Origin of the sequence: Faecalicoccus sp., assembly GCF_036552745.1 — a bacterium.
Classification (GTDB): Bacteria; Bacillota_I; Bacilli_A; order Erysipelotrichales; family Erysipelotrichaceae; genus Faecalicoccus.
This window is the reverse complement of the sequence record NZ_JAXKBY010000050.1, coordinates 1-10,004: the sequence shown is the minus strand read 5'-3', so window position 1 is coordinate 10,004 and position 10,004 is coordinate 1. Positions and strand designations below refer to the sequence as shown.

The window sequence follows — 10,004 nt, the reverse complement described above, 5'->3', positions numbered from 1 at the left end:
TTCTTATTATACATGAATCTTTTTAAAAATCATCCCGCATACAAAAAGAAACAGGAAACTCAAGCGAATTTCCTGTAAAGATCTATTCTTTGGTTTTTTTGTCTTTTGGCAAAAATAAACTCAACAATAATGACACCACAAAGACACCGGCTACCGCATTGCCGTTAAAGATGTCGCCTACCGCCTGTGGAAAACAGGAGAAGAAGTTTCCTGAAGTCTGGGTTAAGCCGACACCGATACAGAAGGATAGGGAGACAATGATCATAGTACGATCATCAAATACGCATTCCTTCAACATTTTGATTCCTTCATACATGATTGAACCAAACATCATAACAGTGCAGCCACCCAACACGGATTGCGGAATCGAGTTAAACAAGGCACCTAATGGAGGAAACAAAGATGCAAGAATCAAAATAATAGCACCCATAAAGATCGTAAAACGATTGATCACACCAGTCATTGTTACTAAACCAACGTTTTGTGAAAAAGAGGTTAGTGGCAGACAGCCAAAACAGCCGGAAATTGCGCTGGAGAAACCGTCAACTGCTAACGAACCTTGCAGTTCTTCTGTCTTGATATCTCGATTTAAAGCTCCGGTACAAACTGCGGTTGTCGCGCCAGTCGTTTCGGCTGCCGATACCAAAAACACGATGGCGATCGTAAAGAAGGCACCTACATCAAAAATAGGCTTATGCTCTGTCAAAAAGACAAGCTTAGGCAAGCTAAAATATCCAACCTGTGAAACCGTTTCAGAAATACCAGACAGATCTACCATCGGCGCAATTCCGGCGGCCGTAAAGACAGTGGCCAAAATATAACCAAAAACAAGTCCAACTAAGATATTCAGATTTTTATAAACCCCTTTTAAAAGGTAGCGGGAAACCAGGCAAACAATCAATGTAAAGGCTCCGACAAATAAATGATACCAGGCGCCGAAATCTTCAACACCGCTGCCGCCGCCCCAGGAGTCCATGCCAACCGACAACAAAGACAACCCAATCGCAATAACAACGCAGGCCGATACGACCGGAGTTAAAAAACGTCGCCAGTACTTTGCGCTCAAACCGACAAGACCTTCAAAGATACCACCGAGAATGACAGCGCCGACCATACCTTCATAACCAAGTGCCGGATTGGTGCAGATAATCAAAAGACTGCCCAAGAAAGTAAAGCTGACTCCCATTACAATTGGCAGTCTTGAACCAATTTTCCAAAAAGAATAAAGCTGCATCGTCGTACCGATACCAGCTGCAAACATGGCACACTGCAGAATCTGCGTAATTTCCGCAGCCGTCAGATGATTTTGGGTACCTTGTACGATGGCGGCTCCACAAACGATCATGACCGGTGCCAGGTTGGCCACAAACATCGCAAGCACATGTTGAATCCCGAAAGGAATTGCCTTGCGTAAAGGAACTCGACCATTTAAACGATACAAGTTCTCTTCACACACCTCGGCAACCGGTGCTTCTTTTTCAAAATATGTTTTTTCTTTTTCCATTTTCTCTCCCTTTCCAAATATGTTCTTTATTTTACTTACATACATCAATCCAATCAATAGGATTCGTCGTTTTTTCCAGCTCTTCTACACACATTCGAATACAGGAATTGCTGCTGCCGCAGGCCGGATAGACATATTCCAATTGTTTTAAGCTTTGATCCAAATAAACCTTGACTCCTTCCTTTAAGCCAAACGGACATACACCACCGATCGCATGTCCCGTTCTTTCTTCGACTTGATCTCCATGAAGCATCTTTGCCTTCTTACCAAAGGTATTTTTATATTTCGCATTATCGATTCTGGCATCACCAACAGCTACGATAACAATCGTATCTCCATCTACATCAAAAGCTAATGTCTTGGCGATATCTCTAGGCTGACATCCCAGAGCATGGGCTGCCAGTTCAACGGTAGCACTGCTTTGATCCAGTTCAACGATTCGATCTTCGATTCCTAATTCTTTAAATTGCTCTCTTACTCTTTCAATTGACATACTCTTTCTCCTAGCTTTATATACTGTCCATTATATTTTTCTTGCATACAAAAGTAAAATCCCTTACGATAAAATCATGCCTAGAATCAAAGAAGATGTGATTTCTACTATTGAAATCAAAAAAAGTCGCTTTCTTACTTACCTTCATCGAACCAATCAGGAAGAAGAAGCCAAAGATTTTTTAAAGATGATCAAAAAAGAGCATCCCGGAGCCAATCATCACTGTACAGCGATGATCATAGGCCAGATTGTTCGCTCCAATGATGATGGAGAGCCTTCTGGTACAGCCGGCCACCCTATGTTGGATGTCCTCCAGGGAAAAGGAATGGAAGAAATCTTAGCTGTTGTCGTTCGTTATTTTGGCGGCACAAAACTAGGGACCGGAGGCCTTGTGAAAGCCTATTCCGATTCCGTCAAGATTGCATTGGAAAAAGCAGCTTTGACAGATATGACGATGTTTAAAGAATATGAGATCACTTTCGGTTATGAATGGATCGGAAAGCTCGACGGATATTTTCGAAATCATCAGATCGAAATCATCTCCAAAAAATACGAACAAACAGTCACCTACCATTTTTTGACACAAAATGATATTACTCAGGATATTTTGGCATTATCCAATGGCGCTTTATTCTGCACATATATCAAAGAGTATCCCAAAGAAAAAATAATCGAATCATGATATACTAAAGGCGGTGAAATCTATGAATTATTATTCTTTATTTATTTTGTTCGTTATCATATTATTATTGATCGCATTCTTTCAGCTTTTGGCACCGATCGTGTTGCCATTTTTGATCATCTATGTGATTTACCGTCTTTTGGTTCCTCGAAAAAGAACAACCTATACTTCTTTTTATGAACAGGAAGATGATCCTTATGAAGATACAACTTCTTCCAATCCACCAAAGCATAATGCCATTGACGTAGAATACACAGAAAGCGATGTAGAGGATGATTCACATGATTCTTAACAACTCGCATGGCAAAGATAAAGAGATTCGGCGTCTTTTATCAAAATCGATGTTGAATATGGATCCGGTCACGATCAGCACGTGGATGAAATACAAATACGATCCCAATGGGATGTTCTGTATTTTAGAAGATCAAAAAATCGTTGCCTGTCTGCAGACAAAAGAACGAACTCTGCACTACGAAGGAAAGAAGTGTAAAGCTTTGATTCTTTCTTTAGCATGCACTTTACCGGATTATCGCCAAAGGCATTATTTTTCACAACTGATGGAAGCCGCGATGAACTATGCCAACTGTAATCACATGCTTACACTTTGTTATACCAATTTTGCTAAGATCTTAGAGGCCAAAAGCTTTCAGAATGTTTCTAAAACAAAATACTATTGGCTGGAAATGGAAAACTGGTCACAGGGGGATCTAAAAAATGTGCGAACCTATCGTCCGGAAATGAATCTTTTTTCGATTTACACAGAATTCATAAAACATTTTGATGGCAGCATCCTTTTAAACAAAAACGAGTTTGATGAACAGATTCATTATTATATCAACTGCAATCATCGTATCGTAACCATGTATGATGGGGATACCTTATGTGGCTTTGCGATCTATAAAGTGATCCAAGATCATATTGAGATCGAAATCCTGATGTATATGGACTCTGCTTCTATATTCGACTTGTTGGCATATCTATCGACCCGATGTAAATCAGTCAGCTTTATTGTTTCTCAGGCCGAACGCTTTGAAAAACTTTTTCCTATGGAAATCCCAAGGAATCAGGGAACTGTCCTGGCTCGTTTAAGCAATTACAAGCTTTTCTCCATTTGGTCCGGAAAGAATGTCCATCATGCCAAAGAAGCGTTTGCCGCTTTAGAAAAGCCAATGTGGAATCACATGATCGATTAAAGATAGTGACTGCGCCACTGGTAATATTCCTCGTCTTTTAAGGAAGAATCGGATTCTTCCTTTTTTTCATATAGAATAAAGGAATGTGTTTTAAATAACTCCAAAAAATCTTCCTGTGATACTTTGGCCGTCCATTGTGGTGCCTTTAGATACACTTGCTTCTCTTTCATAAAAAGGATCAGCTGTCCCGAAGAAATAAGAACTTCTCCTTTTTCTAAATATAAATATGCTTCTTTACTGCTTTCGATCGTTTCCATAAGTTGATTGTATCATAGAATTGTTACGCAAAAAAAGATGTTGATCATCAACACCTTTATACCAGAATCGCATCCTCTGCAGTAAAGCTTTCCAATGAATTTTCTTTTACCTGAATACAAATATAAGTCATATCCGTATTCGCAAAGAACTGTCTTTTTCCTGCCGGCTTAATTTTGATCCAGTCTCCCTGTGACAATACGATTTCTTCCTTATCAACAATGACTTTACCATTTCCTTTTTCAATGTAATAAATTTCCTCATTTTGTTTATGAGCATGGACAAAAGGAACATGTTCTCCTGCCGGTAAAGTATTGATACTGATCTCAGCACCGGTCAATCCTAACTTTTCATGAAGCTCTATACGTGCTCCTTGTTCTTTCGATACTTTTGTATAATTCGCCATAACTTTTCCTCCTTCTTTTTACACAGTTACTATAAATCGCAATGCATCCAAATACTAGTACGCACTTAAAAGTAACTGCGCAATTTATATTGAATATGTGCTACAATACGCTCATGAAAACGAAGAAAGAATTACCGGAATGTCCGGTTGCGACAACCGTATCTCTGATTGGAAGTAAATGGAAGCTGTTGATTTTACGAAATCTGATCAAACGCCCCTGGCGATTTAATGAGTTGATGCGATCCTTAGATGGCATTTCTCAAAAGGTACTGACAACCAGTTTAAGAGAACTTCAAAGTGATGGCATTATCTATCGAAAAGACTATCAATGTAACCCGCCAAAGGTTGAATATGGCATTACAGATCTAGGCTTGCATTTACAGGTTCTATTGGATCAAATGGCTGCTTTTGGCGATTATTATAAAAGCCAAATATAAAAACGACTATCCATGCGATAGTCGTTTTTGATTTAGTCTAAATAGTATTCTTTTAATACCTGGAAGTAAGCTCTAGGATGTGCACATACAGGGCATACTTCCGGTGCTTCTTTTCCAACATGGATATGACCGCAGTTCAAGCAGATCCATACCGTTTCTGTTGGGCTTGTAAAGAAAGTATTTTCTTCTACTTCCTTCAACATTGCGCGATAACGTGCTTCATGATGTTTTTCAATGGCTGCTACGCCTTCCATCTGTGCTGCAATCGTATCGAATCCTTCTTCTCTTGCTGTAGCAGCCATTTCTTTATACATATCTGTCCATTCATAGTTTTCACCGGCAGCTGCATCTTCCAAATTCACTGTAGTTGTAGGAACTTTTCCACCATGCAGCGCTTTAAACCATAACTTCGCATGTTCTTTTTCATTTTTTGAAGTTTCTTCAAAGATATTCTGAATTTTCACATACCCGTCTTTTTTTGCCTGAGAAGCATAGTATTGGTATTTGATGCTTGCCTGACTTTCTCCGGCAAAAGCCGCCATTAAATTTTGTTCAGTTTTTGAACCTTTTAATTCCATAATAGAACCTCCTTATACCTATTCAAAGTATATCAGTGAAAGCCTACCAAATCAATCATTATTCGCCCAATTTGGGGTTTGATTCCCTCGCTGCACCAAGATTGCTTTTTGAAACTGTGTCTGATTTAAAAACTCTAAAATTTTTACTTTTTCTTCTTCATCACATCCTACTAAAAGCTTCACTTCACAGTCTTTTTTCAAGATATCGGCACTAATGACAATAGCGCCTACATTGTGCGCCGATTTTTTGCCTTTGAACACATGGATCGGTTGTGTATCCGTTCCCACTGTATCCTGCAGATAACCATAGTCGACCGGATAAATCAAATTGGCATAGACCGGATGACTGCTTCCCTGTGGATGATCGATCTTACAGGTACTGCTTAAAAGCAGTGTATCCATCTTCTGCCAAAAATATGCATTGTTTTCAAGTTGTTCCATTTTAAAGCTCTCCTTCTTATCTATTCCTTGTTACTTTGCCTGACCGCTTTCGACAAATGACCAAAAATCTTGCGGCTCTGCTTGATTAAAATCAATGGTCGAATCCACATCCCACAACGAAACTTCATGTGTCAGATCATTATAGCCGATTCCAGCCTGTATTGCCTTACCATCCTCTACGATATAAAGACTTGGTGTATATAAAAAGTAAGGTGCCATTTTCAAAAGAATCTGTCCATCTTCGTTGGTCGTAACCAAAGTCATATCTTCTTCCTTTTCCCGTTTTAGATCAAAATCAGTACTGTCCAGCTTATAGAGCACCAGGCCTGCATGTTCCTGTTTAGTTTCTTCAATATAAGCATCCAGTGCCTCACAATAGCTGCAGCCTTCCCGCTCTACGATCACCACAAAATCTTCTTTGTCATCCAGCTTTTCCTGCAGTTCTTTGGCATCGATTTCCACTTCCTGAAAAGCTTCCGGTGAACTGCACCCACTCAGTAGTACCAGACAACACAAACTTAAACACGAAAGGAATTTCTTCAAATTGCTTCACCTATCCTTTTATTTCATCTTTGCGATCGCATCGATCGTTTTTGTGATCGAATATGCTAAATTCTCCAACTTTTGCGGCCCTGTCTTTAATGCCGTCATAAAATCCATGGCTCGATCTGCACTGGAGAATACACCGGCAAAGCCGGCATCATACAAATCCATATATCCGATACCAAGTGCACCGCTTAAACAAAACACCGGCTTTCCATGCCTTTTTGCCAGCTGACCTACACCATATGGCACTTTACCATAAAGCGTTTGATGATCACTTTGCCCCTCACCGGTAATCACGATATCACTTTGGGCAATCACATCTTCCAAATGATATTCCTGCATACATAATTGAATGCCGGGAACCATTTTGGCATGCAGAAGACCTGTCAAAACCGCTCCGATACCACCGGAGGATCCGGAGCCTTCATACTGATTGATATCTACATGAAGAAACTCATAGATCTTATCGCGGTAATGTCGCATGGCTTGATCGACCGCTTCCAACTGTGTCGGATATAAGCCTTTCTGTTTTCCAAAAGTATAAGCAGAGCCTTGTTTGCCCAACAGATGATTTTTGACATCGACCGCAATTAGGATTTCGACATCGTTCCAATCCACAAAGTGTCGCTTATCGATATAATCAACCTGCCCCAAGCTATAAATACCGGCTCTTAACCGTCGGTGTGAGGCATCAAAAAAATGCAGTCCCAACTCCTGCAACATTCCCATGCCGCCATCGGTTGTACTGGTACCACCTATTCCCAATAAGATCTTCTTATATCCTTTGGCTACCGCATCTTTTAATAAAAGTCCTACGCCTCGGCTATTGGCAATCATTGGATTTCGCTTTTCTCTTTCCACCATATTTAACCCAATGCAGCTGGCAACCTCCATAATTGCCATATTTTGCTCAGGTACGATACCATAAGTGACTTCAATCGTCTTTCCATATGCATCTAAAACTTGTGCTGTGCTCGTACCTCCATGGTAAATATTTCGGAAAATCTCAGCGGTTCCTTCTCCACCATCGCACATAGGAAACTCATATACAGTATGACTTTCATTTGCGCTTTGAATTCCGGAACGAATACATCTGCAAACTTGTACCGAAGACATGCAGCCTTTAAAGGAATCACATGCAACTACAAATTTCATATATTCATTCTAACATACTTTACATCGAATGTATGAAAAAACAAATCCTTTTTGTTTCTTATTTTCATAATTTACATTTTTATGAAAACAACATCTTGTTTCCCGTTTTGTGAAAAAAAACACAAAAAGGAGATTTTCATGTCCTTAAAACGTGATATAATCTGAATATTGAAAATCGAAAGGAATTCGTTATGAAAAAACATATATTGATCGGTGTAACCGGAGGTATAGCCGCTTATAAAGCCTGCGATCTGGTCAGCCAGCTAAAAAAACAAGATATGGAGGTTCGCGTCATGATGACAAGTCATGCGGCAGAGTTCGTTTCTCCTTTGACATTTACGACCTTATCCTCCCACCCATGCGAAGTTGACCTCTTTGATCCATCTAATCCGGATCCCATCGCCCATATCAGTCTTGCGAAATGGGCCGATCTGGTACTTTTGATTCCCTGCACGGCCAACGTGCTTGCTAAAGTCGTGCATGGCATTAGTGATGATCTGGTCACAACGACATTTTTGGCCTGCACCTGTCCAAAATGGATCGCCCCGGCCATGAATGTTCATATGTATGAAAATCCAGTCACACAAAACAATTTAAAGCTTGCCAGAGAATTAGGCTACCAAATCATTGAGCCGGTTGTTGGTCATCTGGCATGCGATGATACCGGAAAAGGGAAATTAGCCGATATCTATACTGTACGCGACATGATTGTACGCTCCTTTCAACAAGAAAAAAACTTATCAAACAAAAAGGTGCTGATCACAGCCGGACCCACACAGGAAACTATCGATCCGGTACGATTTATATCCAATCATTCCAGCGGCAAACAAGGCTATGCGATTGCCAAGGCTGCCAAAGAATTAGGAGCGGATGTCACCTTAGTATCCGGGCCGGTTTCTTTACCACCGGTCGATGGTGTTCATACCATTTCTGTGACAACTGCTCTGGACATGTTTGAAGTGATGAAGGAAGAAGCACAAAAAGCAGACTATATCGTCATGGCTGCAGCCGTAGCGGATTATCGTCCTGCCAAAGTCGCATCCGATAAAATCAAAAAGACAAAGGAAGAAACGCAAATCGAAATGGTGCCTAATCCAGATATACTGGCATGGATCGGCCAGCACAAACAAGAAAATCAGATTGTCTGTGGATTTGCGATGGAAACCAAAGATTTAGATAAAAACGCACAAGAGAAATGCATTCGCAAAAACTGTGATCTGTTGATCGCCAACAATCTAAAAGTAGAAGGTGCCGGTTTTCAGACCGATACGAATGTCGTGACGCTCGTTTCAAAAAACACCTTGAAGCATTTGCCAAAATGCACAAAAGAAGAATTAGGCTTTTTGATCTTGCGTACCATGAAAGAAATTGAAGAAGGGAAATCTTTATGTTAGTTGCCATTGATATTGGAAATACAAACATCACCATCGGTATATTTGATCAAGATACTTTGATCGGAAATTATCGCTTAACAAGTAAAGTTCGCCGTACCAGTGATGAATATGGATTTATGTTGAAAACATTTTTAGACAGTTCCAAAGTCTATAAAGAAGACATTGAAGACGTGATTATATCCAGTGTAGTTCCTAAGATCATGCACTCCTTTCAAAACGGAATCGTAAAGTTTTTAGGCATCGAACCTTTGATCGTACGTCCGGGCATTAAAAGTGGCATCAGTGTACAACTGGAAAATCCAAAAAGTGTAGGTTCCGATCGAATTGCCGATTGCGCCGGAGCTTACTTTGAATATGGCGGACCTGTTCTTGTCATTGATTTTGGAACCGCGACCACTTATGACTATGTCGATGAAAATGGTTGTTTTAAAGCCGGTTCAATCAGTGTCGGTATTGAGACCGGAGCTAATGCCCTGTGGACACAAACAGCCCAGCTTCCTGAAATTGAAATCAAAAGACCTACTACGATCTTAGCCAAAAACACCAAAGCCGAGATGCAGGGCGGTATCTTTTATCAATATTTAGGCGGTGTGGAATATACCATCAAACAATATCGCAAAGAAATCGGAAAGGATTTTAAAGTCATCGCCACCGGTGGTTTAGGCCGTGTTGTTTGTTCCCATATTCCTTTGATTGATGTCTATGATCCCAATCTCATCTTCAAAGGTCTAAAAATCATCTACGATAAAAGGGGGTCTAACAGTTAAAAGTTAGATCTAAAAAAGGACTGGAAGTCCTTAAATGGAAACTCCAGTCCTTTTTGTCTGTAGTATACTTTAGTTATGCTACAAAACCAATTTAACCAAACAAATTATAATCATTATTCTGGTTTTGTGCAACTCTCTCTGCCATTTGATCTC

General features: G+C 40.2%; 14 protein-coding genes. 6 read left to right on the top strand and 8 right to left on the bottom strand.

Annotated features, from left to right (window positions below; genetic code table 11):
- Positions 1-82: 82 nt before the first annotated feature.
- Both U0M88_RS02570 and U0M88_RS02565 read right to left on the bottom strand, forming a co-directional pair.
- On the bottom strand, positions 83-1,504 hold the full coding sequence (locus U0M88_RS02570) for a uracil-xanthine permease family protein (RefSeq protein WP_331868810.1): 1,422 nt from the start codon (positions 1,502-1,504) through the stop codon (positions 83-85).
- A gap of 31 nt (positions 1,505-1,535) precedes the next feature.
- On the bottom strand, positions 1,536-1,997 hold the full coding sequence (locus tag U0M88_RS02565; RefSeq protein WP_288229098.1) for a YbaK/EbsC family protein: 462 nt from the start codon (positions 1,995-1,997) through the stop codon (positions 1,536-1,538).
- A gap of 76 nt (positions 1,998-2,073) precedes the next feature.
- Between U0M88_RS02565 and U0M88_RS02560 the strand changes: the two genes are divergently transcribed.
- Genes U0M88_RS02560 through U0M88_RS02550 form a run of 3 tightly spaced genes read left to right on the top strand, consistent with a single transcriptional unit; the run spans position 2,074 to position 3,872 of the window.
- Entirely contained in the window at positions 2,074-2,679 is a 606-nt protein-coding gene (locus tag U0M88_RS02560) for a YigZ family protein (protein ID WP_331868809.1), read from the top strand.
- Between the two features lie 22 nt (positions 2,680-2,701).
- A complete protein-coding gene (locus tag U0M88_RS02555) occupies positions 2,702-2,971 on the top strand; it encodes a hypothetical protein (protein ID WP_270600149.1) in 270 nt (89 codons plus the stop codon).
- On the top strand, positions 2,961-3,872 hold the full coding sequence (locus U0M88_RS02550; RefSeq protein WP_331868808.1) for a GNAT family N-acetyltransferase: 912 nt from the start codon (positions 2,961-2,963) through the stop codon (positions 3,870-3,872). The genes U0M88_RS02555 and U0M88_RS02550 overlap by 11 nt, the downstream gene beginning before the upstream one ends.
- On the opposite strand, the gene U0M88_RS02545 is transcribed toward U0M88_RS02550, so the two are convergent.
- Both U0M88_RS02545 and U0M88_RS02540 read right to left on the bottom strand, forming a co-directional pair.
- Positions 3,869-4,129, bottom strand: coding sequence for a hypothetical protein (locus U0M88_RS02545; protein WP_022790503.1), 261 nt, complete (start codon positions 4,127-4,129; stop codon positions 3,869-3,871). The two genes, U0M88_RS02550 and U0M88_RS02545, sit on opposite strands and share 4 nt — an antisense overlap.
- 56 nt (positions 4,130-4,185) lie before the next feature.
- On the bottom strand, positions 4,186-4,533 hold the full coding sequence (locus tag U0M88_RS02540) for a cupin domain-containing protein (RefSeq protein WP_022790504.1): 348 nt from the start codon (positions 4,531-4,533) through the stop codon (positions 4,186-4,188).
- A 113-nt stretch (positions 4,534-4,646) separates the two neighbouring features.
- Between U0M88_RS02540 and U0M88_RS02535 the strand changes: the two genes are divergently transcribed.
- On the top strand, positions 4,647-4,970 hold the full coding sequence (locus U0M88_RS02535) for a winged helix-turn-helix transcriptional regulator (protein WP_117446014.1): 324 nt from the start codon (positions 4,647-4,649) through the stop codon (positions 4,968-4,970).
- Positions 4,971-5,002: 32 nt separating this feature from the next.
- Here U0M88_RS02535 and rbr read toward each other — a convergent pair whose 3' ends face one another.
- Genes rbr through U0M88_RS02515 form a run of 4 tightly spaced genes read right to left on the bottom strand, consistent with a single transcriptional unit; the run spans position 5,003 to position 7,690 of the window.
- Positions 5,003-5,548, bottom strand: coding sequence for a rubrerythrin (gene rbr / locus U0M88_RS02530; RefSeq protein ID WP_022790506.1), 546 nt, complete (start codon positions 5,546-5,548; stop codon positions 5,003-5,005).
- 51 nt (positions 5,549-5,599) lie between these two features.
- Positions 5,600-5,989: a hypothetical protein gene (locus tag U0M88_RS02525; RefSeq protein WP_022790507.1), complete on the bottom strand. Its 390-nt coding sequence runs from the start codon at positions 5,987-5,989 to the stop codon at positions 5,600-5,602.
- Between the two features lie 30 nt (positions 5,990-6,019).
- On the bottom strand, positions 6,020-6,532 hold the full coding sequence (locus tag U0M88_RS02520; protein WP_331868807.1) for a hypothetical protein: 513 nt from the start codon (positions 6,530-6,532) through the stop codon (positions 6,020-6,022).
- Between the two features lie 18 nt (positions 6,533-6,550).
- Complete coding sequence (locus U0M88_RS02515; RefSeq protein WP_331868806.1) at positions 6,551-7,690, bottom strand: glycerate kinase family protein; 1,140 nt, start codon at positions 7,688-7,690, stop codon at positions 6,551-6,553.
- 191 nt (positions 7,691-7,881) lie between these two features.
- On the opposite strand from U0M88_RS02515, the gene coaBC reads away from it, so the two are divergent.
- Complete coding sequence (gene coaBC / locus U0M88_RS02510) at positions 7,882-9,084, top strand: bifunctional phosphopantothenoylcysteine decarboxylase/phosphopantothenate--cysteine ligase CoaBC (RefSeq protein WP_331868805.1); 1,203 nt, start codon at positions 7,882-7,884, stop codon at positions 9,082-9,084.
- Entirely contained in the window at positions 9,078-9,851 is a 774-nt protein-coding gene (locus tag U0M88_RS02505) for a type III pantothenate kinase (protein WP_331868804.1), read from the top strand. The genes coaBC and U0M88_RS02505 overlap by 7 nt, the downstream gene beginning before the upstream one ends.
- Positions 9,852-10,004: the final 153 nt, after the last annotated feature.

What these genes read in the sequence shown, in the direction of transcription:
- U0M88_RS02540 (WP_022790504.1), bottom strand. Translation starts at nt 4,533, where the DNA reads ATGGCGAATTATACAAAAGTATCGAAAGAACAAGGAGCACGTATAGAG.
- U0M88_RS02505 (WP_331868804.1), top strand. Translation starts at nt 9,078, where the DNA reads ATGTTAGTTGCCATTGATATTGGAAATACAAACATCACCATCGGTATA.
- U0M88_RS02560 (WP_331868809.1), top strand. Translation starts at nt 2,074, where the DNA reads ATGCCTAGAATCAAAGAAGATGTGATTTCTACTATTGAAATCAAAAAA.
- U0M88_RS02555 (WP_270600149.1), top strand. Translation starts at nt 2,702, where the DNA reads ATGAATTATTATTCTTTATTTATTTTGTTCGTTATCATATTATTATTG.
- rbr (WP_022790506.1), bottom strand. Translation starts at nt 5,548, where the DNA reads ATGGAATTAAAAGGTTCAAAAACTGAACAAAATTTAATGGCGGCTTTT.
- U0M88_RS02570 (WP_331868810.1), bottom strand. Translation starts at nt 1,504, where the DNA reads ATGGAAAAAGAAAAAACATATTTTGAAAAAGAAGCACCGGTTGCCGAG.
- coaBC (WP_331868805.1), top strand. Translation starts at nt 7,882, where the DNA reads ATGAAAAAACATATATTGATCGGTGTAACCGGAGGTATAGCCGCTTAT.
- U0M88_RS02550 (WP_331868808.1), top strand. Translation starts at nt 2,961, where the DNA reads ATGATTCTTAACAACTCGCATGGCAAAGATAAAGAGATTCGGCGTCTT.
- U0M88_RS02535 (WP_117446014.1), top strand. Translation starts at nt 4,647, where the DNA reads ATGAAAACGAAGAAAGAATTACCGGAATGTCCGGTTGCGACAACCGTA.
- U0M88_RS02525 (WP_022790507.1), bottom strand. Translation starts at nt 5,989, where the DNA reads ATGGAACAACTTGAAAACAATGCATATTTTTGGCAGAAGATGGATACA.
- U0M88_RS02545 (WP_022790503.1), bottom strand. Translation starts at nt 4,129, where the DNA reads ATGGAAACGATCGAAAGCAGTAAAGAAGCATATTTATATTTAGAAAAA.
- U0M88_RS02515 (WP_331868806.1), bottom strand. Translation starts at nt 7,690, where the DNA reads ATGAAATTTGTAGTTGCATGTGATTCCTTTAAAGGCTGCATGTCTTCG.
- U0M88_RS02565 (WP_288229098.1), bottom strand. Translation starts at nt 1,997, where the DNA reads ATGTCAATTGAAAGAGTAAGAGAGCAATTTAAAGAATTAGGAATCGAA.